Genomic DNA, 21,251 nt, shown 5'->3' on the forward strand with positions numbered 1-21,251 from the left:
CTGGGATGGATCATCGACTGCAGAAGGAGTATATGTTCACTCCGTTCCGCCGACGAAGGGCCGGGGCATTGCATGCCCGTTTCCCAGAGGGGGCCACTATGCCAATGTTGGTGCGAGGCCGTTCCGGAGCCTTCGATATCCCGGAACGGCCCGGCTGGGTGGATATCTGGTAGGTCACCGGTTTCGCCTGAGAGAGCGGAAACCAGCGACGGGCCATTACTCCAACCAGGAATCAGGGGACTGATCAAACTCGTCATCCCAGTCGGACGGACCGACGGCATTGCTGTCTCGCCGCACTTCCTGCGATGGATCGGATTGCGACGCCGCATATTCCGAACTCCACATCCAAAGGAATCTGTCCGAGGATTTCAGTTCTGCAATTTCCGGCGGCAAAGGCCAAGCGAATTTCTCGACATCGGACCATCGGTACCCGCGGTCTCGTACGAGAAGCGCATAGGAGACCAGCTCCGCTGATGCCCCGGGTCGCTCCGCCAATATCCACATGAAGTCGTCCGTAACCTCGGTCGGTTCGGCGAAATACGCTTCCATGTCGAAGTTGTCAATGCGAATACAAGCCGTGCGGAGATCGTCGACGGCACCCATCAAATCTCTGACGGCCGCCTCGATTACAGGATCGGCGTCAGGCTCACGCGCGGAGCCCCACTGCGGCCTCACGCGTTCGCCCAAGGGTTCTGACCGTCGCCCGAGTCGAACCTTTCATCTGGCCTGTTAATTGTGTCATTTAGCTGCGCAGATTTAGCTGCGTCCTCCAAAATATCACCGGCTTTAACGCCCTTCGCGAACGGCTGGACGAGTTCTTCGAACCTCTGAGTCGCACCCTCCTGAACTGACTTGACAGGGTCTTTTACTATTTCAAGGAATTGCTTGACCTTATCGACCAGGGCTCGAATTTTGTCGATGAGCTGGATCACATCATTGACAATATTAACCACCTTGATTGCCATTTCAGTGACGGTGGCAGCCCATCCGACGACTGGGATCTTTCGGAAGCACACCTTGAATGCCTCCGCGACGCTGTCAGCCGTGACCTTGAGCGGGATCTCGAGTAGGTCCCAAAGCCACTGAAGAGCCTTGTGAATCGCGTCGCGAAGTTGATTGGTAACCTCCCCCAGCGCCTCGGCGATCAACCTCCCGGTAGGGCCCTCCCATTTCATGGCGGCAATCTGGCGATTTGCCCAGTCCTCGAAGGCGATCGCCGCCTTTCCATCCCAGTTCGGCGTACCACCTGCCGCAGATCCCGCCAAGCGCTTCAGCCCAGATTCGAGGTTCTTCCCACAAGCCTCCATTGCCTGTCCGGCAACTTTGTAGGACTCGCCGATTCGGCGAATTTCGCTCCAGTTCCCCGGCACTTGCTTCAACACTTCACCGAGCGGGTCGAACTCTCTACCAACATCTTTCGTGATTCGCTTGACGGTGTCATTGACGGCCCCGATCGGTTCAAACGCCGATCCGATAAGCTCCACCAGTTCTTCTTTGTTGGCAGTTGGTATGTCTAGTTTCACCTCCGCCGGCTTGGAATACTTCGCGGCGCCTTCGTAGGCCTGCACGGCACCGACCGCCGCCCTGTCAGCATAGACAGGCACCGACTGATCCCCGGTGACCATGATATTTGACTTGTGCTTGTTGAGGGCCTCGTAGTTCTGCTGATCTTGATCGTGATAGAGCCAAGCCGCTTCCCTCAACTCCAGACCGGAATCGGCAGTTGTCGTCCCGATGCCGGCCATGCGACTCTTCCACATCGTGGCACACGAATCCACATACGAAACTATGTCGTCGATGATCGGCCCACTTACCCATTCGGCCCCAACTCCGTGCTGTCCGATAAACTCGGCAGCATTCCAGGCATCACGACCTATCTCGCTCAGAAGCTCGCCCATCCCAGCTATTTCGGAAGGATTAGCAGCAAACTGTTGACTCAATTAACTTCACTCTCTACCCGACGTTGATTCTATATATCAATTGCAGAAGCGATTTTGGGCCGAACCTTCGACATCGAGATCTCCCCCTCCTTGAAAGCATCAGTGGCGAGTCCGCGGAACTCGTGGCCATGCCCCGCCAGCGCGAGATCACCGGCTCAGACGATCCTGGCCTCCCGCGAATTCGATTCCTGTTGTGCACAATCGAACAAACTCACGGCCCCCAGAGTGCAGTTTTCGAACTTTGCATGATCGTAAGCCCGAACGTCACAGCTGGCAAACCGATAGCCGAGGCGTATGTCGCTGTGTCGCAGCGAGTTCCGCTTCACCACCCACAGGCAGGGTGTCAGCGGAGTCGGGAAAATTGACTGTGAGCTGTGATTTCAGCGTGCCCTTGTGACGGGCAACCAACGGCCAACCCACTGACCGTGCGAAGGATCGAGCCTAATGCTGTAGGAGACAGGCGGTTCCACTGCAGGAACCGGATCTGAACGGAAGCCACGCCTCAGATACACTGCGACCGACACATCGCAGGTGGCAACACACACGCCATCAACCTTCGACGCGTCGGCCGCCCGGCGGGCCACGCTCAGACGAAACGGGATTCAAGAATTGGACGGGACTTCAAAACGCCGATCGCGATGGATTGTCGGGGGTAGAGCATGCGCTCTGGCGGCAGTCTGGACCCTCGCCGCGTGCGCCTCCGATGAAGGTAGCGGTGCCCTGCCGAGCACAACTAATGCTGCTAGCTCCAGCACTGCTGCTGCTAGCACGAGCAAGGCGGCGGAAGGTAGCACTGCGCCGGGCATCAAAGTGCCTCTCCCTCCTGCTCCAGATCAAGTCGTCCCTCGTGTCGTGGCGTTTGATCCCTGCTTCCGAGTCGTGGATTCCCTCATCTCCCAGACCGGGTTTGATCCGAACAGTCGACAGCGATACGCATCCGAGGTGACCTCGTCGTTGTGGACGAAGATCGGCTGCAGTTTCCGCAGATCCGAGCTGGTGAATGGCGAGGAGTCCCTGACTGGCTTCCTCTCCATCCTCACCAACAGCGAAAAAGTTGCAGAGATCAGACAAAACCCGCGTAATGAGGTTGTCAGCACGGACCCCATCGACGGCCGACCAGCGGTAATCTACCGCCCGCCATTGGGGATCCCCACATGCGACGCTGCCATTGAATCACCGGACGGAACCTTGCTGCTGTCATTGACGACTCCACGGACTGCCTCAGTCGACGCGCCCGAGCCTTGCGACCAGGTTCACGATGTAGCAAATATCGTCGCAGGATCGCTCGACAGCAACTAGGAGAATCTCAGCGCCTATCGAGCGCCCCGAGCGGGAATTTACGGGCGTTGGACCGGAACGATCGTAACGCGACTGCGCTACCCGATCAGATCGCCCTGAGCGCGTGCCCTGGCGACGGCGGAGGTGCGGGATTTCACGCCCGCTTTGTATGGGCGTGGGCGGGGTGGGATTCACTTGATTCGGCCACTGTTCGATCAGGTCGACCGAATCCGCAACGGATCACCGCCGAGACCGAACCCGCCACCGTCGCGGTGCAAGCCGTTGGTGGGGTGCCGTATTCGGCACCCCACCTCGCATCGCGGCTACTCGTCGCTCGGCATGCGGCCCGCAGATGAGAATCAGGGCAAGTCCACACGATCGAGAATCGAAGTAAGGAGCGGCCGCTGTACGTCGCAACTGACCGTAGACCGATCATCGAGATCGACGTTTGTTTTGTCCCTGGCTGGATTGATACTGATCACAGCCTCCGCATCTCGATAAACAACCCAGACTCTGCAATCGCCGCCCTTCTCGTCGACGACGGCAGCTTGCCGCCCGCCGAAGTCGAGATCACGGATAACGTATGCGCGCGTCCGGGGCGTAGGCCCCGACAGCACGACCGACAGAAACCCCTGCCATTTGCACTCGCTACTGGAATCGTTGTTCGACCGCTTCGGCTGCGTCACCGCATCGATCGATCTGCAGTTATCGACCTGGGCAACCTCGTTCGGTTCCACCAGCGCACACGGGTCGATGGCGTGCCAATCCAACGGCTCCGCTGCATCGTCACCACAACTTGCGACAAGAGTCGCAACGACAGCAATCATCGGCAGGACAATAAACGGAGTGCTCGCGCGCCCGGATCGCATCGGTACTTATCCCACGGCCGGTCCGAGCCCGGGGGCTTCACCGAGTTCGACGAATCTGCCGCTCCGACTCTGCGATCCAATCAGCCTACCCGCGAGCACCCCCCGCAGCGAGCGCCCCATAGGTCGGCGCATCGGACGCCATCCGGCCCTATCACACCCACCGATCAAACTGGCAGACCCCTCAAACCCTCTGCTGGACAGCCGAACAGCCACCCTATACGAGCCAAGATTGAGGTGTGTCGTCATCGTCACCGTCGCTCGGTCCCACGATTTCGCCGCGGCGGAAGACTGAGCCATAGGTCAAAGCTCGACCAGGTTCATTGGGCGGCGTTGGCTTAGCAACGGGACAGTACAGCCACTCGTGGCGCGGTGACGCCTTCAGTTCCGCGACCTCCGGCGGCACCGGGTTGGCCCATAGCTCGATGTCGTTCCAGCGTGCTTCGCCACGCACCACTCGCTGGGCATAGATCTGCAACGCCGCGGACGCCGCGGGAGCTGCCGCCAAACGATTCATGAACTCATCGGTGACCGGAACAGCGCACAGCTCATCTATGGTGGTATTTTCGCTGCGGATTCGCAGGGTCGCCAGAGCGTCTACCGCTCCCATCAAGCGATGGAATGCTCGTAAATGTTGCGGATCTGAATCGCCTACCGAATTGTTCATCAGGAACCCCATGGTTGTGTCCCGCTGCCGACCTCATAGGCCGAATCTGGCTTGTTCCTAATCGTTTCAATATTCCCCGCTGCGACAATATCCTGGGCCATCTCCGCCTTCTGCTGAGCGTCTTCGATCTTGTCGGTGATCGGCTTCAGCTTGGCTTCAAGCCCCTCTTCGACATTGCCGACCGGGTCCTTGACAAACTCGATAAAATCCTTCACCGAATTGACTGTGTTTTGAATGGATTCAACCAACGTCAAGACATGGTCCATTACTGCTTTGAGCTGCAGTGCGATGTCGGCGAGCTGGTATGCCCATCCAGCAACCGGCACCTTCTTCAAGGCGAACTTGAGTGCAGACTTGACACCTTTGACCTCGACCTGACTTTTCAGTACGTCAATTATCTTATTGACGGCTTCGGTGACAGCCCTTTCAATCTCGTCGGCAACTCGTTCGAGTGCAGTGCAGATCAATCTGCCAATCGGCCCTTCCCATTGCATTCCGGCGGACAGTCGACCGGCAAAGTCCTGGAAGCTGGTGGCCGCTTGCCCGTCCCAATGCGAGTCGACTGTGGTTCTCCCCCATTCCAGATTCAGTCCGCCCTTTTCGAAAGTCTCGCCGACATCCTGGTGAACTCCGCCGACACGCCTCAGATCGTTCCAGTTCCCGGCAATCTTCTCAAGGACATCAGTGAGTGGGTTATAACCAATCTCGGAGAAGTAGTCCAGGATATCCTGTACCCATTCATTGCCTTGCGCCAGGATTTCATTCAGATTTGGAGGCACCGATATTGTGCAGGGCGGGACCGAGAGAAACTCCGGACCGCTGTACGGCACGGCATTCACAAAGGCTTCAGTGGCCCCCTGCTCCTCAACGTTGGAATCACCGGTCTCGATCCCATTCGTATGAGCATTCAGCGCGGCATAGTTTTTAGCATCCTGATCGACGTACATCCACGCGGCCTTGTTAAGCTCCACGCCAGTATTCTGGAGAACGGTCGTCATCTTTCGCTGGCGATCGCTCGTCGCATCTCGAAGCGAATTCAGCGGCGTGACGAGCAACTGCATAATACCGGTATAGCCATCGCTAGCAGGGCTGCCCATGACCCCGGACGTTCGCGTGAGAAGGTCGGCATTAGCGCCAATCTCGTCAATCAGCTTGCCGAGTCCAGCAACTTCGCCAGCCTCGACCTTGAACGGTGTCCCCACTGCTCTTCCCCTCCACAGGATTGGACCTAACGTCCAACGTTTATGCTATTTCCATGGAATTTTACTGAATACCTGTTTGATAAAAGCCCTCGACCGAGCACACACGTCGTCCTCCAGGGATGACGACCGTTGCTGCTCGGGCGGGTAGATCTTCAAATCAACCATGCGATCGCTGCTGTACCAGGCGTACGCGTGGCACGCACCAGAAATCGTGCTTACCTTGGCCGGATGTCCGATCTCGTCCGTCCATGCCTTCTCCTGGTTGGTAGAAGGCAACGTAGGTGGTGTGGTGAACGAGAGTTGCACTCCCAAATCTTTGGGAGGTCTCCATGAGCAGGCGGCCATCGAACCCGCTTGTCCAGGCGCCACTATCCGTCTGGGAGATCCGATGCTCGGTGCGCCGGTGGCATTACGCGCTTCCTCGCTGGTCAACAGCGTGCACGGGTCCAAGCCCTCGAACGCGGCTGGAATAGCAGACACAGGCTCGCCTTCGACAGTGGCGGTCGGAGTCGATACCTGTGGACCACCGTCGGATTCGTCAGAGCTACAGCCAGCAGACAGACCCGCAACCGACACCACTATGGCTAGTCCGTAGACAGCGGACGCGGTACGGGTCACTGGATTTCCCCTATCAGGAACGGACTGAAAATTTCTCACCAGCCTAGTCGGTTGGGGCAGCGTACAACTCGCTGTCAACGCGACCTTGCCGTGGCTCCCACACACTAGCGACGCCGAGCGTGTTCGGTCAACGCGATCATCAAGTCGCGACACTGGCCGCAGGTTCTCTGTTCCTGTGGAACGTCCTCGATTGCGTCCCCCACGCTGGCGATCCCTCTGGAGCCCGCGCGAAAACCTTGTTGATGTGCACGGCGCGCCACACAGTTCAGTAGCCCACTGACCGGCGCAGCCGGTCAACCGGTGGGCAATCACTGCGATGGCAACGTTAGGCCATCGCGCGACGCCGAAAACGCTACTCCCGCTCGCCAAACACGGCTATAACAATGATACTCACGCGAGAATCTGATGCCGCGAGTCCGCCGGCGGCCGTGGCGACGACCGAGGTTCGGGACTTGACGCCGTGTTTGGCGTATACGTGGAGATGGTCCGACTGTACGGTAGTGGGCGGTCCCAAATCCGTGACGGTCTTTCTCGTCGAAGACATCCGATGATCCGGGGAACGCGCCCAGCAACCCGGTCGGCTGCCGTTGGCTCGGCCCGGCTGGGTTTCGCAACATCGGCCCGATCATCGGTCTTCCGGCCAGCGCACGAAACCCACACGGCCGGGCCAAGACCCGACCACCGGATCCAGAAACGGTGTCAGGGCGCGGCGCCACGCCCGGGAAACACCCCCAACACGGCAATCACGGCTACCGAGGCGACCGAGCAAGCACCCTAAATACCAAAGCTGAGTGTCGGTTACTTACGCCGCACGAACACTCATTTCCACGCGCATTCCGGCCGCGGCAACCATATTCACCAGCGCGTCCAAGCTGAACAGGCTGATCTTTCCCCGCATCAGATCCGACACCCGAGGCTGTGTCACGCCGAGCCGCTCGGCAGCCGACACCTGCGTCCAGCCGGAACTCTCGATGTGCTCGGTCAGCGCGATCATCAGCCGCGACCGCAACCGCATATTCTCTGCTTCCTGTGGGGTGTCCTCGATCGCATCCCACACGCTGTCGAACGTCTCGTCCGCCATCAGCGCTCTCCCTTCCCATTGCAACACCGGACGAGCACGAACCCCTGGTTTCGCCCTATCACCAGCACCCCTGTCACTGCCATGACAACGTTAGACCATCACATGGCGCCGAAAACCGCCCCTCAGCTCCCTAAACACTGCTATCGCAGTGATAGACGACCCAGAGTTCAATGCGGCGCAGGTTCGGCCCTCCGGGAACGTGCGGCACCGGCCCTCGCGGATCGCTTTGCCATCTACACCGGACGCTTCCCGGTCAGATCGCACCCTGGGTGCGGGCCGTCGCGACGGCGGAGGTTCGGGATTTCACGCCCAGTTTGGCGTAGATGTGGACGAGGTGGGACTTGACTGTTGTCTCGCTGAGGAACAGTTGTTTGGCGATGTCGCGGTTGGATAGGCCTGCGGCGACCAGGCGGAGGACTTCTACTTCGCGGGGGCTCAGGGTGGTGTCGGCTCGGCGGACTCGGGTCATCAGGCGGGAGGCGACAGTTGGGGAGAGGACGCTTTCGCCTGCGGCGGCGGCGCGGACGGCGGCGAGGAGTTCGGTGGGTGGGGTGTCCTTGAGGAGGTAGCCGACGGCGCCCGCTTCGATGGCGCCGAGGATGTCGGCGTCGGTGTCGTAGTTGGTGACGACGAGGACGTTCGGTGGGGTGGGGAGGGCGCGTAGGCCCGCGGTGGCGGAGGCGCCGGAGCGGCCGTCGCCGAAGCGCAGGTCCATCAGGACCAGGTCGACGGGGGTGGCGGCGCAAAAGGCTACTGCCGCATCGGCATCCGCTACGTCGCCGACCACTGTGATGTCGTCGGCCGCGTCGAGGAGCGCACGGAGGCCGGCGCGGACGATGGCGTGGTCGTCGGCGAGAAGTAGGCGGATCATGAGGCTGTTCCTTGCGGGAAAGCTGTGCCGAGTGGGAAGGACACTGTCACGGCTGTGTGGCCGGGTTCGGATTCGACGGTCATCACGCCACCCTGTTGTTCGACGCGGCTGCGCATGGCGGCAAGCCCGAACGCGCCGGAACGTGGGTGGCGCAATACATCTGGGTCGATGCCGATGCCGTCGTCGACGATATCGAGGTGCGCGTCGGTGTCGTCGTAGGTGAGGGTGACTCGCATGCGCGCGGCCCGCGCGTGCTGAACCACATTGGCCACCGCGCTCTGCGCGATCCGCACCAGCGCCGCCTCGACCGGCATCGGCAGCCGCTCCGGTTCACCCTCGACGAGCAGCTGCGTGGTCAGTGCCGGCGACTGCGCGCGAAGGCAAATACGTTCCAGCGCTTCGGCGAGCGACTGCCCGTCCAGCGCGGCGGGCGACAACTCGTCTATGAGCCTTCGGGTTTCGGCCAGATCCTCGGCGGCGGTCTCGCGAGCGAGCCGAATACGGTCCAGCGCAGGGTGATCCGGTGCCGCCTGCTCGGCGGCATGCAGGAGTAACTGGATACTGCTCAATCCCTGGGCGACGGTGTCGTGGATTTCCTTGGCCAGGCGTTCACGCTCGGCGAGCTTGCCCGCTGTGCGTTCCTGTTCCGCGAGAGTCGCTCTGGTGCCGATCAATTCGTCGATCAGCCGCTCCCGTTCGACCGCCTCGCGACGCAGCGCCTGATATCCGAGCCCGATCCCGATCGCTACCAACGCACCGAGCACCGGCCCGACCACCGCACCGGCCGACCAGCCGCGATGCGCCGCGAAACCCAGCACCCCGACCCCGGTCGCGAGCACCACCGCGATCAGATTCCACGGTCGAGGCAGCAGATGCAGATAGACGAAGAACAATCCGAACGCGAGATAGACGGCATCGGGCGTGAGCACGAGCAAGGCCAGCCACAGCACGGTGAGCGCAGCCATCCAGACCCACATCGCACCCGACCATCGAGGGGCACTGGGCTCGGCACGATCAACCGACGCCGCTCCGATACCGCGAGCCACTGCACGATCACCCGGCACGACTGAAGCGCCACCAGCGGCCGCGTCATCACCCGGCTTCGCCGACACACCACCGCCAACCGCGCCATCGCCCCGCCCTACTCCGGCACCACCGGATTCCGCACGCTCGGCCCGGCGGCGAGGGAGCTCGGCCCCAGCGAAGTAGACGAGCAACCACACCACCGTCAGCACGACCACCGCGGCACCGTGGCCGCCACCGCCGGGCAGCAACCCACGCACGACGACCACTGCCGCCAGTGCCGTCACCAGCACATGCAGGCCTAGCCGCAGCGTGGTGACCACCGGGGTCAACGGGGACGAGTGCACGCCGACCAGCTTATGTGCGGCAACCAGCCGGGCATCCATCGAAAGGTGTAAACGCCGACAGACCTTGGATGGACGGCGTTTCGTGCGCCGGTGCGATGGCGTCGACGGCCGGTGCGGACAGAGTGGAGTCATGTTCGTCGCACTCCGAGATCTGCGAGCCGCTCGCGGCCGCTTCCTGCTCATCACCACCGTCGTACTACTGGTCGCGGTGCTGGTGAGTTTCCTCAGCGGTCTCACCGCCGGGCTGGCGCACCAGAACATCTCCGCGGTCCAGAGTATCGACGCCGACCAGGTGGTTTTCGCCGAGACCGGTACCGATCCGTCCTTCGATTCCTCGGTGCTCACCGAGCAGCAGGTCGCGCAGTGGCAGTCGGCGGGCGGGATCGATGCCACGCCGATCGGCATCTCGCGGACTCGGGCCGAGCACGCGGGTGCGAGCCCGACGCAGGTCGCGTTGTTCGGCGGCGACCCGTCGGCGTTCAGCAATCGCCCTGCTACCGCGCCCGGCGCGGTGGTGCTGAGTGCGGCCGCGGCGCGTGAACTGTCCGCGGGCACCGGCGATATCGTGCTGCTGGCAGGACATGAGTTCACCGTCGCCGACGTCGCCGGTGACGAGTGGTACAGCCACACGCCCGTGATCTGGACGAGCATGCAGGACTGGCAAGCCGCCAGCCCTCGCGCGGGAGCAGCGACAGTGCTCGCGGTCACCGGCAGCGCCGACAACGGCAGTCTCGACGCCGAGGCGGGAACGCGACAGCTACCGGCGAAGGACGCCGTGCAAGCGATCGGTTCCTACCAGGCCGAGAACAGCTCACTCACCCTGATGACCCTGTTGCTGTTCGCCATCTCCGCCCTGGTGATCGGCGCCTTCTTCACCGTCTGGACCGTGCAGCGCCAACCCGACATCGCCACCTTGAAGGCCCTCGGCGCGACCACCGGATCACTGGTCCGCGATGCCCTCGCCCAGGCCGCGATCGTCCTCATCGCAGGCGTCACCGCAGGTCTGTCGATCACGGCCGTTACCTCGCTGTTCCTCGGCGACGCAATGCCTTTCGTGCTCAGCATCTCGACCACGCTGGTGCCCGCACTGGCTCTGATCGTGCTCGGCCTTGCCGGCGCCGCTGTCGCCCTGCGCTTCCTGTTCACCACCGACCCGCTGACCGCGCTCGGCGCGACTCGCTGAAGGACTTCCCCATGGCCCTCACCCTCACCGATGTGACCCTCACCTACCCCGACGGCGCGGGCCGTCTCACCGCCCTCGACCAGGTGAATCTGCACGTCCCCGGCGGCACCATCGCCGCTGTTACCGGCCCGTCCGGCTCGGGCAAATCGAGTCTGCTCGCCGTCGCCGCGACCCTGATCCGACCCGATTCGGGCACGGTCGTGCTCGAAACCGATTCGGGCACCACAGATCTCGCCACCCTGAGCCGACGGGCGGCCGCGACTGCTCGCCGGACCTCGATGGGCATCGTCTTCCAACAGGCGAATCTCATCCCCTCCCTCACCGCCATCGAGCAACTGGAAGTCACCGCCCACCTCGGCGGCCCGAAACGGGCATCACGGAGCGAAACCAGCACTCGCGCACAGGAACTCATCGAAGCTGTGGGCCTGACCGAACACGCCAACAAACGCCCGGCCCAACTCTCCGGTGGCCAGCGGCAACGCGTCAACATCGCCCGAGCCCTGATGAACAACCCAGCCCTACTCGTCGTCGACGAACCGACCAGCGCCCTCGACTCCGAACGCGGCGCCGCCATCATCGACCTCATCACCACCATCGCCCGCACCCACCAGGCGGCCACCATCCTCGTCACCCACGACCCCACCCACCTCCACCGCATGGACGCCGTCTACCGCATGACCGACGGCCACCTCACCAGCATCGGCGTCCCCACGCCTGCCTGACGTCCCACCCCGGTGAGTCGAATTGTCTCGGGCAACGTCGACCGCCGGGCGACGAGACCAGCGCCTGTTCGGCTCGGGATGCCGGGCAGACTGGACAGATGAGCGATCTGAGGCATCTCATCGTGGTGGATGCGGCCAATGTGATCGGCTCGCGCGCCAACGGATGGTGGAAGGACCGGGCGGGCGCTGCTCGCAGACTCCTCTCCGACGTGGCGAATCTGACCACCCACCTGCCCGAATCCACCGAGATCACCGTCGTCCTCGAAGGCGCGGCCAAAGCTGCCGTCGACGGCGCCGAACCTTCCGCACCGCGCATGCAGGTTGCCCTCGCCGAACGATCGGGTGACGACAAGATCGTCGATGTGGTCGCCGAGACCGACCGCGAACAAATCACCGTCGTCACCGCCGACCGCGAACTCCGCGCCCGCGTCGAAGCCCACGGCGCCGAAACTGTCGGACCGAACTGGCTCTGGCGCCAGATCGATTAGGAACTACCCGCCAACAGGGCGGCCAAGGCCATCTGCCTCAGCACGGGCCGCGCCCTCGAAGCGCTCGCCGCCGACGCGCTGTGGGGGGTGGAGTTGATCAGGCCGAAGGCGCCGTGAGCCTGGATGCGGGCGGCCTCCTCGGGGAGGGCGGGGTTCAGTTCGCGAAGGACGCCTACCCAGATTTCGACGTATTGACGCTGCGTGCGGCGCAGGATGCGGCGGTCGTTGGCGGGGACGTTGTCGAGGTCGCGGTCCTGGATGCGGATGAGTTCGGGGTTGCCGAAGGCGAAGTCGAGGTGGAAGTCGACCAGGGCGGGCAGTGCCGTCGCGGCCGACGGCGATTCGTCGACGACGGCGCGACCGCCCGAGAGCAGGCGCTCGCTGATGCCGACCAGGAGTTCGACCAGCAGCGCCTCTTTGTTCGCGAAGTGGCGGTAGACGGCGGGGCCACTGATGCCGACCGCCGCGCCGAGGTCGTCGAGGCGCACGCCGAAGAAGCCGCGATCGGCGATCAGGCGGGCGCCAGCGGCCAGCAATTGCTCGCGACGCTGGGCTTTGAGCTGCTCGCGGCGGGTCACCTGAACAGGCTCGGTAGTCGACATCTGGGGCCCCTCTGGACAACTTGGTTAGTCAAGATTAACCTGAATTTCAGTTATTGGCGATTAACCGAGTGAGAGAATGGCGCGATGACGGTTACGCACGAGACCGAAGACGGCACCCTGGCCGCGACGAGCAACCGGGACGCACACAGTGCCCTGGTCGCTGATCTGCGGCAGCGGCTGGCCACGGCCGCCCTCGGTGGTCCGCAGAAGTCCCGCGAACGGCACGTCGCCAGGGGCAAGCTGCTCCCCCGCGAGCGGGTCGAGCAGTTGCTCGACCCGGGCAGCCCGTTCCTCGAGCTGGCGCCGCTGGCGGGCAACGGCATGTACGACGACGAGTGCCCCGGCGCGGGCATGATCGCGGGCATCGGCCGCATCTCGGGCCGCGAGTGCCTGGTCCTGGCCAACGACGCGACGGTCAAGGGCGGCACGTACTACCCGATCTCGGTGAAGAAGCACCTGCGCGCGCAAGAAGTGGCCGCGCAGAACAACCTGCCGTGCGTGTATCTGGTGGACTCCGGCGGCGCCTTCCTACCGCGTCAGGACGAGGTGTTCCCCGACCGCGAGCACTTCGGCCGCATCTTCTACAACCAGGCGAACATGAGCGCCAAGGGCATCGCCCAGATCGCGGCGGTGATGGGCTCGTGCACCGCGGGCGGCGCGTATGTGCCCGCCATGGCCGACGAGGCCGTCATCGTGCGCGATCAGGGCACCATTTTCCTCGGCGGCCCGCCGCTGGTGAAGGCCGCGACCGGCGAGGTCGTCACCGCCGAGGAGCTCGGCGGCGGCCTGCTGCATTCGCGGACCTCCGGCGTCACCGACCACCTGGCCGACGACGATCGCGACGCGCTGCGCATCGTCCGCAAGATCGTCGGCACGCTCGGCCCGAAGCCCGAGGCGCCGTGGGAGGTGCTGGCGAGCACCCCGCCCGCCAAGAACGAGGGCGAGCTCTACGACGTGGTCCCGGTGGACCCGCGCACGCCGTATGACGTGCGCGAGGTGATCGACCGGATCGTCGACGGCGAGGCCGGATTCCACGAGTTCAAGGCCGAATACGGCAAGACCCTGGTCACCGGATTCGCCCGCGTCCACGGCCATCCGGTCGGCATCGTCGCCAACAATGGCGTGCTGTTCGCCGAGTCCGCCATGAAGGGCGCGCATTTCATCGAACTGTGCGACAAGCGCAAGATTCCGCTGCTGTTCCTGCAGAACATCACCGGCTTCATGGTCGGGCGCGACTATGAAGCGGGCGGCATCGCCAAGCACGGCGCGAAGATGGTCACCGCGGTGGCGTGCGCGCGGGTGCCGAAGCTGACCGTGGTGATCGGCGGCTCCTACGGCGCGGGCAACTATTCCATGTGCGGGCGCGCGTATTCGCCGCGCTTCCTGTGGATGTGGCCGAACGCGCGCATCTCGGTGATGGGTGGCGAGCAGGCCGCCTCGGTGCTGTCGACGGTGCGCGGCGAACAGCTCGACAGCGCGGGCAAGCCGTGGTCGGAGGCGGACCAGGAGGCCTTCAAGGCGCCGATCCGGGACCAGTACGAGACCCAGGGCAACCCCTACTATTCGACGGCGCGGATCTGGGACGACGGCGTCATCGCGCCGTCCGACACCAGAACCGCGCTCGGCCTTGCCCTTTCGGTGTGCGCGCAAGCGCCGCTCGAACCCGTTTCCTACGGCGTCTTCCGGATGTGAGAGACATGCTGAACAAGAACCACCCCGTCGAATTCGACACCGTCCTGGTCGCCAACCGCGGCGAGATCGCGGTGCGTGTGATCAAGACCTTGCGCGCCATGGGTATTCGCTCGGTCGCGGTATACAGCGACGCTGACGCCGGCGCACGCCATGTGCGTGAGGCCGATATCGCGGTACGGCTCGGGCCCGCGCCCGCGCGCGAGAGCTACCTGTCGATCGAGAAGGTCGTCGACGCCGCTGTGCGTTCCGGCGCACAGGCGGTGCATCCGGGTTATGGCTTCCTGTCGGAGAATTCGGCCTTCGCGGCGGCACTCGCCGATGCGGGCATCGTGTTCCTCGGGCCGCCGGCGAAGGCCATCGAGGTGATGGGCGACAAGATCACCGCGAAGAAGACGGTGACGGCGTTCGGGGTGCCGGTGGTGCCCGGCATCGCCGAACCGGGCCTGACCGATGACCAATTGATCGCCGCCGCAGCAGAAGTCGGCTACCCGGTACTCGTGAAGCCCTCCGCCGGTGGTGGCGGCAAGGGCATGCGCCGGGTCGCCGACCCCGCCGATCTGCCTGCCGCGCTGGTGAGCGCCCGGCGCGAAGCCGGTGCGTCGTTCGGCGACGACACGCTGTTCCTGGAACGGTTCGTCAACCGGCCCCGCCACATCGAGGTGCAGATCCTGGCCGACAAATTCGGCAATGTGGTGCATCTGGGCGAGCGCGAATGCAGCTTGCAGCGCAGGCACCAGAAGGTGATCGAGGAGGCTCCCTCACCGCTGCTCGACCCGCAGACTCGGGCCCGGATCGGCACCGCCGCCTGTAATACCGCCCGCAGCGTGGACTACGTCGGCGCGGGCACCGTGGAGTTCATCGTCTCGGCCGACCAGCCGGACGAATTCTTCTTCATGGAGATGAACACCCGCCTGCAGGTGGAGCATCCGGTGACCGAGATGGTCACCGGTGTCGACCTGGTGGAATGTCAGGTGCGTGTTGCCGCTGGTCAGAAACTGGCACGCACCCAGGACGAGATCCACCTCGTCGGGCACGCCATCGAGGCGCGCGTCTACGCGGAAGACCCGAGCCGCGGGTTCCTGCCGACCGGCGGCACGGTGCTCGCCCTGGCGGAGCCGGAAGGCGCAGGCGTGCGCGTGGATTCGGGGATCTCGGTTGGCACCGTGGTCGGTAGCGACTACGACCCGATGCTGTCGAAGGTGATCGCGCGGGGCACGACCCGTGCCGAGGCACTCGCCGCGCTGGATCGCGCACTGGAACAGACGGTGCTGCTCGGCGTGACGAGCAATATCGAATTCCTGCGGTTCCTGCTCGCCGACGACGACGTGCAGGCGGGCCGCCTCGACACCGCACTGCTGGATCGGCGCGTCACCGACTTCGTGTCCGCCGAGGTCACCGACACCGAATTCATCGCCGCCGCAACACATCACTGGTTGCGACGCTGGCCTGCCACCGGTGGCGACCCGTGGTCGACCCCGTCCGGATGGCGCCTCGGCGCACCGGCCGCGACCCCGATCAGGCTGTCCGCGGGCGACCAGGTGCGCCACGTTTTCATCACTGGCACACCGGATTCGGCGACGGTATGGCTCGACGAGCCTGCCGCCGATGTTTCGGCATCGAGCGAGCTCGAGCCACACACGCTCACCGCCACCATCACGCCCGACGGTCTCGCATCGACACTCGACGGACTGCGCCGCACCTACCGCATCGCCGAGGCCGACGGTCAGTTGTGGGTGAGCCACGGCGGCGCCCTCGCCGTGCTGCGCGAGGTCGCCGAGGCGAGCGTGCGTGGCGATGTCGCCCACGTCGGTGACGCCGAGATCCGCAGCCCCATGCCCGGTTCGGTGATCGCGACCCCGGTCGCGAACGGCACGACCGTTGCCGTCGGCGATCCGGTGATCGTCATCGAGGCCATGAAGATGGAGCACGCGCTCACCGCGCCGGTGGCAGGCACGGTGGAGGTGCTCGTCGTCCCGGGCGCCCAGGTGAAGCTGGACCAAGTGCTGGCCCGCGTCGTCGCCCACCCCGCAGAACCCGCCGCAGCAGAAGCAGCCCCCGCCGTCGCCGCTACCGCCGCGGCAAAACCCGAGCGCGAAGGAACCCTCGCATGACCGACTACCTGTCCACCGGTTCGCTGCCCGACGAGTATCGCCAGCTAGCGCTGACCGTCCGCGACTTCGCACAACAGGTCGTTGCCCCGGTATCGGCGAAACACGATGCCGAACACAGCTTTCCGTACGAAGTCGTGGCAGGCATGGGCGAGATGGGACTGTTCGGCCTGCCGTTCCCCGAGGAGTTCGGCGGCATGGGCGGCGACTACTTCGCCCTGTGCCTGGCGCTCGAGGAGCTCGGCAAGGTCGACCAGAGCGTGGCGATCACCCTCGAGGCGGGTGTGTCGCTCGGCGCCATGCCGATCTACCGCTTCGGCAACGACAAGCAGCGCGACGAATGGCTGCCGCAGCTCACCAGCGGACAGACACTGGCGGGCTTCGGGCTCACCGAGCCCGACGCGGGCAGCGACGCGGGCGGTACCAGGACCACCGCCGTGCAGGACGGCGAGAGCTGGGTGATCAACGGCAGCAAGCAGTTCATCACCAACTCCGGCACCGACATCACCCGGCTGGTCACCGTCACCGCGGTCACCGGGCAGGCCGGTGGCAAGAAGGAGATCTCCACCATCCTGGTGCCGACCTCCACGCCGGGTTTCGTGGCCGAGCCCGCCTACAACAAGGTCGGCTGGAACGCCTCCGACACCCACCCGCTGAGCTTCACCGATGTGCGGGTGCCGCAGGAGAACCTGCTCGGCGAGCGCGGTCGCGGCTACGCCAACTTCCTGCGCATCCTCGACGAGGGCCGCATCGCCATCGCCGCGCTGGCCGTCGGCGCCGCGCAGGGCTGTGTCGACGAGAGCGTGCGGTACGCGGGCGAGCGCCAGGCATTCGGGCAGGCCATCGGCCGTAATCAGGCGATCGCGTTCAAGATCGCCCGAATGGAGGCGCGGGCCCATGTCGCGCGCACCGCCTACTACGACGCCGCCGCGTTGATGCTGGCGGGCAAGCCGTTCAAGAAGGCCGCGTCGATCGCGAAGATGGTCGCCAGCGAGGCCGCGATGGACAATGCCCGTGACGCCACCCAGATCTTCGGCGGCAACGGCTTCATGAACGAATACCCGGTGTCCAGGCACTACCGTGATAGCAAGATCCTGGAAATCGGCGAGGGCACCACGGAGGTACAGCTGATGCTGATCGCAAGGGAGCTCGGTCTGTGAGCGATACCCGCCGGATCGTGCAGCGTGGGCTGTGGTTCGAGGAGTTCGAGATCGGCACGATCTACGAGCACCGGCCCGGCCGCACCATCACCGAGGCCGACAATGTCCTGTTCACCACGCTGACCATGAACACCCAGGCCCTACACCTGGACGCGGCCTTCGCCGACGCGCAGCCGCCGTTCAACCAGCGCCTGGTGAACTCGATGTTCACGCTGTCGACGCTGGTCGGGCTCTCGGTCGCCCAGCTCACCCAGGGGACGCTGGTGGCCAACCTCGGCTTCTCCGAGATGACCGTGCCCGCGCCGTTGTTCCACGGTGACACCATGTACGCGGAAACCCTGGTCACCGACAAGCGGGAATCCAAGAGCCGTCCGGGTGAGGGCATCGTCAGCTTGGCCCACACCGCACGGAACCAGCATGGAGTGGTGGTGGCGACCGCCGTTCGTCAGACGCTCGTCCGAAAGGCACCCGCCGCGTGAGCGACCGGCGCCCCACCGAGGCTGCGGACGGCGTGAGCGGCCACGTCCGGCAGCACGGGGACGAGGCCACCAGCGCAACCCGCCGAATGGAGTCAGCATGAATACCTGGCAGCCGAGTGGTCCCGCGTGGCTGTTCTGCCCGGCGGATCGCCCCGAGCGTTTCGCCAAGGCCGCCGCGGTGGCCGATGTCGTGATTCTCGATCTCGAGGACGGGGTGGCGGCGGCCGATAAGGCGGCGGCCCGGCAGGCATTGATCGACACACCGCTCGACCCGCAGCACACCGTAATTCGGGTCAACGCGGCAGATACCGCCGACTACCCGGCCGACCTCGCGACGTTGGCGCGGACTTCCTATCGCCGGGTCATGCTGCCCAAATGCGAGTCGGCCGAACAGGTTCGGAGCCTCGCGGGCTATGAGGTGATCGTGCTGGTCGAATCGCCGCTCGGCGCGGTGCGGGTCACCGAGTCGGTGCAGGCCGACAATGCCATCGGCGTGATGTGGGGTGCCGAGGATCTGGTCGCCGGGCTCGGCGGCAACTCGAGCAGGCATGCCGACGGCGGCTACCGTGAGGTCGCCCGGCACGTGCGCTCGTCGAGCTTGCTGGCGGCCAAGGCATTCGGGCGCTTCGCCCTTGACTCGGTGTACTTGGACATCAAGGATCTCGATGGCCTCGCCGCGGAGACCAGCGATGCGGTCGCCGTCGGCTTCGACGTCAAGGTCGCCATCCACCCGAGCCAGGTCGCGGTGATCCGCGCCGGCTACGCGCCCGACCCCGCCGAGCTCGACTGGGCGCACCGGGTGCTGGCGGAGGTGCCCAACCATCGCGGCGTCTTCGCATTCGAGGGCCGGATGGTCGACGCTCCGGTGCTCCGGCACGCCGAACAAATCGTCCGGCGCGCGGGCGTGCCCGGCTGAACATCGGGTAACCATCTCCCGATATCCGAAGTAGTCCAGTTCGAGGAGGACATCGAAGTGCAACCGCAATGGGTGCCGACCGCACACGACATCGCGTCGGCCCGAATCACCGACTTCGCTGCCTTCGTCACCGCGCGAACCGGCGATGTATACCCCGACTACCAGGCACTGTGGCAATGGTCGGTGGATGACATCGCCGGCTTCTGGCAGGCCGTGTGGGACTACTTCGAACTCGGCGAGACCGCCGGTGCGGTCCTCGGCTCGCGCGAGATGCCGGGCGCGCAGTGGTTTGCCGGTACCCGGCTGAACTATGTCGACCAGATCATCCGGATGGCTCAGTTCGGCCGCCCGGCGGTCATCGCCCTGCACGAGGACGCCGAGCCCCAGGAGGTTTCCTGGGCCGAATTGATCGAGCAGGTCACGGTTTTCGCGCGCACCTTGCGTGAGCAGGGTGTCGAAGCGGGCGACCGGGTGATCGGCTACCTGCCCAATATCCCGGAGGCGATCGTCGCGTTCCTCGCCACCGCCAGTATCGGCGCGGTGTGGAGTGCCTGCGGTCAGGACTACTCCGCCAAGGCCGCGCTGGACCGGCTCGGCCAGCTCGACCCGACGGTGCTGGTCACCGCCGACGGCTACCGATTCGGCGGCAAGGAACACGACAAGCGAGCCGACATCGCGGCATTGCGGGATGGGCTGCCCGGCTTGCGCGCCACCGTCGTTGTCTCGCAGCTCGGACTCGAGGTGGCCGACGCGCTGCCGTGGACGGACGCGGTCGCCGATGCCGGACTCGGTGTGATCGACACTGCCCCTGTCGATTTCGATCACCCGTTGTGGATCGTGTTCTCCTCCGGCACTACCGGACTGCCCAAGGGCATCGTCCACGGCCACGGGGGTGTGCTGCTCGAGCATCTGAAAGCCGTAGCGCTGCAATCGAACATGGGCCCCGACGATACGTTCTTCTGGTACACCAGCCCGAGCTGGATGATGTGGAACTTCCAGGTGGCGGGGCTGCTGACCGGCGCCACCATCGTCACCTACGACGGCAGCCCGACCGCGGGCGGACCGGATGCCCTGTGGCGCATCGCCGCTCAGGTACGTGCCAGCGTTTTCGGGACCAGCCCCGGCTACGTTCTCGGCTGCATCAAAGCCGGTTCCGTGCCACGCGCCGATCACGACCTGTCAGCCCTGCGCTCGGTCGGCATCACCGGTTCGTCGCTGCCGGTGTCGAGCGCACAGTGGTTGAACGAGAATGCGGGCGAGCATGTTCAGGTGAATTCGATCAGCGGCGGTACCGACGTGGTGTCGGCGTTCGTCGGTGGCGTACCGACCGTGCCGGTATGGCCGGGTGAGCTGTCGGCGCCGTATCTCGGCGTCGCCCTCGCCGCCTTCGACGAGCAGGGCGAGCCCGTGCGTGGCGAGGTCGGTGAGCTGGTGGTCACCGCACCCATGCCGTCGATGCCGGTCAGCTTCTGGCGCGATGACGACGGAAAGCGCTACCACGCGGCCTATTTCGACACCTACCCCGGCGTGTGGCGCCACGGCGACTGGATCACCCTGACCGAACACGGCAGCATCGTCGTGCACGGCCGCTCTGATTCCACCCTCAACCGCCACGGCATCCGCATGGGCAGCGCCGACATCTACCAGGTCGTCGAACAGTTTCCCGAGATCGCCGAGGCGCTGGTGATCGGCGCCGAACAACCCGACGGCGGCTACTGGATGCCACTGTTCGTCGTGCTCGCCCCCGGCGCGGAACTCACCGAAGACCTGAAAACCCGCCTCGCCACGGCGATCCGCACCGAGGTCTCCCCCCGCCACGTCCCCGACGAGATCCGCGTAGCCCCCGGCATCCCGCACACCCGCACCGGCAAGAAGCTGGAAGTCCCCATCAAGAAGCTCTTCCAGGGCGCCGATCCCGCCCGAGTGGTCGAACGCAGCGCCGTCGACGACCCCGCACTGCTCGACTGGTATGCCCAGATCACCCCGCCCGACAAGGGATAATACACTT

Annotated in this window: 20 protein-coding genes; 10 read left to right on the forward strand and 10 right to left on the reverse strand. The window is 64.6% G+C overall.

All coding sequences use genetic code 11. The features are described 5' to 3' along the window. Positions 1 to 216 precede the first annotated feature (216 nt). Positions 217 to 687, reverse strand: a complete 471-nt coding sequence (locus ACFWO8_RS03185) for a hypothetical protein (RefSeq protein ID WP_378940937.1) — start codon at positions 685 to 687, stop codon at positions 217 to 219. Next, positions 672 to 1,898 carry a hypothetical protein gene (locus tag ACFWO8_RS03190; protein ID WP_378940939.1) on the reverse strand — a complete coding sequence of 409 codons (1,227 nt, stop codon included), beginning with the start codon at positions 1,896 to 1,898 and terminating at the stop codon, positions 672 to 674. The genes ACFWO8_RS03185 and ACFWO8_RS03190 overlap by 16 nt, the downstream gene beginning before the upstream one ends. A 573-nt stretch (positions 1,899 to 2,471) precedes the next feature. Between ACFWO8_RS03190 and ACFWO8_RS03195 the strand changes: the two genes are divergently transcribed. Then, positions 2,472 to 3,239, forward strand: coding sequence for a DUF3558 domain-containing protein (locus ACFWO8_RS03195; protein ID WP_378940941.1), 768 nt, complete (start codon positions 2,472 to 2,474; stop codon positions 3,237 to 3,239). Between the two features lie 338 nt (positions 3,240 to 3,577). On the opposite strand, the gene ACFWO8_RS03200 is transcribed toward ACFWO8_RS03195, so the two are convergent. The 7 genes from ACFWO8_RS03200 to ACFWO8_RS03230 all read right to left on the reverse strand — a co-directional run bounded on the left by ACFWO8_RS03200 (position 3,578) and on the right by ACFWO8_RS03230 (position 9,893). Beyond that, complete coding sequence (locus tag ACFWO8_RS03200; protein WP_378940943.1) at positions 3,578 to 4,045, reverse strand: hypothetical protein; 468 nt, start codon at positions 4,043 to 4,045, stop codon at positions 3,578 to 3,580. 256 nt (positions 4,046 to 4,301) lie between these two features. Continuing rightward, positions 4,302 to 4,751, reverse strand: a complete 450-nt coding sequence (locus tag ACFWO8_RS03205) for a hypothetical protein (RefSeq protein ID WP_378940945.1) — start codon at positions 4,749 to 4,751, stop codon at positions 4,302 to 4,304. Further along, positions 4,751 to 5,953: a hypothetical protein gene (locus ACFWO8_RS03210; RefSeq protein WP_378940947.1), complete on the reverse strand. Its 1,203-nt coding sequence runs from the start codon at positions 5,951 to 5,953 to the stop codon at positions 4,751 to 4,753. The genes ACFWO8_RS03205 and ACFWO8_RS03210 overlap by 1 nt, the downstream gene beginning before the upstream one ends. 45 nt (positions 5,954 to 5,998) lie before the next feature. After that, positions 5,999 to 6,883: a DUF3558 family protein gene (locus ACFWO8_RS03215; RefSeq protein WP_378940949.1), complete on the reverse strand. Its 885-nt coding sequence runs from the start codon at positions 6,881 to 6,883 to the stop codon at positions 5,999 to 6,001. A 490-nt stretch (positions 6,884 to 7,373) separates the two neighbouring features. Further along, positions 7,374 to 7,652 carry a helix-turn-helix domain-containing protein gene (locus ACFWO8_RS03220; RefSeq protein ID WP_378940951.1) on the reverse strand — a complete coding sequence of 93 codons (279 nt, stop codon included), beginning with the start codon at positions 7,650 to 7,652 and terminating at the stop codon, positions 7,374 to 7,376. Positions 7,653 to 7,905: 253 nt separating this feature from the next. Then, positions 7,906 to 8,523, reverse strand: coding sequence for a LuxR C-terminal-related transcriptional regulator (locus ACFWO8_RS03225; protein WP_378940953.1), 618 nt, complete (start codon positions 8,521 to 8,523; stop codon positions 7,906 to 7,908). Continuing rightward, complete coding sequence (locus ACFWO8_RS03230) at positions 8,520 to 9,893, reverse strand: sensor histidine kinase (RefSeq protein WP_378940955.1); 1,374 nt, start codon at positions 9,891 to 9,893, stop codon at positions 8,520 to 8,522. The genes ACFWO8_RS03225 and ACFWO8_RS03230 overlap by 4 nt, the downstream gene beginning before the upstream one ends. Before the next feature lie 130 nt (positions 9,894 to 10,023). Between ACFWO8_RS03230 and ACFWO8_RS03235 the strand changes: the two genes are divergently transcribed. The 3 genes from ACFWO8_RS03235 to ACFWO8_RS03245 all read left to right on the forward strand — a co-directional run bounded on the left by ACFWO8_RS03235 (position 10,024) and on the right by ACFWO8_RS03245 (position 12,286). Further along, positions 10,024 to 11,076, forward strand: coding sequence for an ABC transporter permease (locus ACFWO8_RS03235; RefSeq protein ID WP_378940957.1), 1,053 nt, complete (start codon positions 10,024 to 10,026; stop codon positions 11,074 to 11,076). A gap of 11 nt (positions 11,077 to 11,087) precedes the next feature. Then, entirely contained in the window at positions 11,088 to 11,798 is a 711-nt protein-coding gene (locus tag ACFWO8_RS03240) for an ABC transporter ATP-binding protein (RefSeq protein ID WP_378940959.1), read from the forward strand. A 98-nt stretch (positions 11,799 to 11,896) separates the two neighbouring features. After that, the gene (locus ACFWO8_RS03245; RefSeq protein WP_378940961.1) at positions 11,897 to 12,286 is read left to right on the forward strand and encodes an NYN domain-containing protein; all 390 of its coding nucleotides are present in this window, start codon (positions 11,897 to 11,899) and stop codon (positions 12,284 to 12,286) included. Here ACFWO8_RS03245 and ACFWO8_RS03250 read toward each other — a convergent pair. Next, positions 12,283 to 12,888, reverse strand: a complete 606-nt coding sequence (locus ACFWO8_RS03250) for a TetR/AcrR family transcriptional regulator (protein WP_378940963.1) — start codon at positions 12,886 to 12,888, stop codon at positions 12,283 to 12,285. The genes ACFWO8_RS03245 and ACFWO8_RS03250 overlap by 4 nt on opposite strands. 84 nt (positions 12,889 to 12,972) lie before the next feature. On the opposite strand from ACFWO8_RS03250, the gene ACFWO8_RS03255 reads away from it, so the two are divergent. The 6 genes from ACFWO8_RS03255 to ACFWO8_RS03280 all read left to right on the forward strand — a co-directional run bounded on the left by ACFWO8_RS03255 (position 12,973) and on the right by ACFWO8_RS03280 (position 21,244). Beyond that, the gene (locus ACFWO8_RS03255; RefSeq protein ID WP_378940965.1) at positions 12,973 to 14,580 is read left to right on the forward strand and encodes a carboxyl transferase domain-containing protein; all 1,608 of its coding nucleotides are present in this window, start codon (positions 12,973 to 12,975) and stop codon (positions 14,578 to 14,580) included. Positions 14,581 to 14,585: 5 nt separating this feature from the next. Continuing rightward, a complete protein-coding gene (locus ACFWO8_RS03260; protein WP_378940967.1) occupies positions 14,586 to 16,691 on the forward strand; it encodes an acetyl/propionyl/methylcrotonyl-CoA carboxylase subunit alpha in 2,106 nt (701 codons plus the stop codon). Next, positions 16,688 to 17,848, forward strand: a complete 1,161-nt coding sequence (locus tag ACFWO8_RS03265; protein ID WP_378940969.1) for an acyl-CoA dehydrogenase family protein — start codon at positions 16,688 to 16,690, stop codon at positions 17,846 to 17,848. Before ACFWO8_RS03260 ends, ACFWO8_RS03265 begins: the two co-directional genes overlap by 4 nt. Beyond that, positions 17,845 to 18,327, forward strand: a complete 483-nt coding sequence (locus ACFWO8_RS03270; RefSeq protein WP_378940971.1) for a MaoC family dehydratase — start codon at positions 17,845 to 17,847, stop codon at positions 18,325 to 18,327. The genes ACFWO8_RS03265 and ACFWO8_RS03270 overlap by 4 nt, the downstream gene beginning before the upstream one ends. A 97-nt stretch (positions 18,328 to 18,424) precedes the next feature. Then, a complete protein-coding gene (locus ACFWO8_RS03275) occupies positions 18,425 to 19,243 on the forward strand; it encodes an HpcH/HpaI aldolase/citrate lyase family protein (protein WP_378940973.1) in 819 nt (272 codons plus the stop codon). 57 nt (positions 19,244 to 19,300) lie between these two features. Beyond that, positions 19,301 to 21,244, forward strand: coding sequence for an acetoacetate--CoA ligase (locus tag ACFWO8_RS03280; RefSeq protein ID WP_378940975.1), 1,944 nt, complete (start codon positions 19,301 to 19,303; stop codon positions 21,242 to 21,244). Positions 21,245 to 21,251 lie beyond the last annotated feature (7 nt).

The organism is Nocardia sp. NPDC058480, from assembly GCF_042720495.1.
Classification (GTDB): domain Bacteria; phylum Actinomycetota; class Actinomycetes; order Mycobacteriales; family Mycobacteriaceae; genus Nocardia.

Coding starts and splice junctions, on each gene's coding strand:
- ACFWO8_RS03190 (WP_378940939.1), bottom strand. CDS start 1,898: ATGGGCGAGCTTCTGAGCGAGATAGGTCGTGATGCCTGGAATGCTGCC.
- ACFWO8_RS03200 (WP_378940943.1), bottom strand. CDS start 4,045: ATGATTGCTGTCGTTGCGACTCTTGTCGCAAGTTGTGGTGACGATGCA.
- ACFWO8_RS03205 (WP_378940945.1), bottom strand. CDS start 4,751: ATGAACAATTCGGTAGGCGATTCAGATCCGCAACATTTACGAGCATTC.
- ACFWO8_RS03220 (WP_378940951.1), bottom strand. CDS start 7,652: ATGGCGGACGAGACGTTCGACAGCGTGTGGGATGCGATCGAGGACACC.
- ACFWO8_RS03225 (WP_378940953.1), bottom strand. CDS start 8,523: ATGATCCGCCTACTTCTCGCCGACGACCACGCCATCGTCCGCGCCGGC.
- ACFWO8_RS03235 (WP_378940957.1), top strand. CDS start 10,024: ATGTTCGTCGCACTCCGAGATCTGCGAGCCGCTCGCGGCCGCTTCCTG.
- ACFWO8_RS03240 (WP_378940959.1), top strand. CDS start 11,088: ATGGCCCTCACCCTCACCGATGTGACCCTCACCTACCCCGACGGCGCG.
- ACFWO8_RS03245 (WP_378940961.1), top strand. CDS start 11,897: ATGAGCGATCTGAGGCATCTCATCGTGGTGGATGCGGCCAATGTGATC.
- ACFWO8_RS03250 (WP_378940963.1), bottom strand. CDS start 12,888: ATGTCGACTACCGAGCCTGTTCAGGTGACCCGCCGCGAGCAGCTCAAA.
- ACFWO8_RS03255 (WP_378940965.1), top strand. CDS start 12,973: ATGACGGTTACGCACGAGACCGAAGACGGCACCCTGGCCGCGACGAGC.
- ACFWO8_RS03260 (WP_378940967.1), top strand. CDS start 14,586: ATGCTGAACAAGAACCACCCCGTCGAATTCGACACCGTCCTGGTCGCC.
- ACFWO8_RS03265 (WP_378940969.1), top strand. CDS start 16,688: ATGACCGACTACCTGTCCACCGGTTCGCTGCCCGACGAGTATCGCCAG.
- ACFWO8_RS03275 (WP_378940973.1), top strand. CDS start 18,425: ATGAATACCTGGCAGCCGAGTGGTCCCGCGTGGCTGTTCTGCCCGGCG.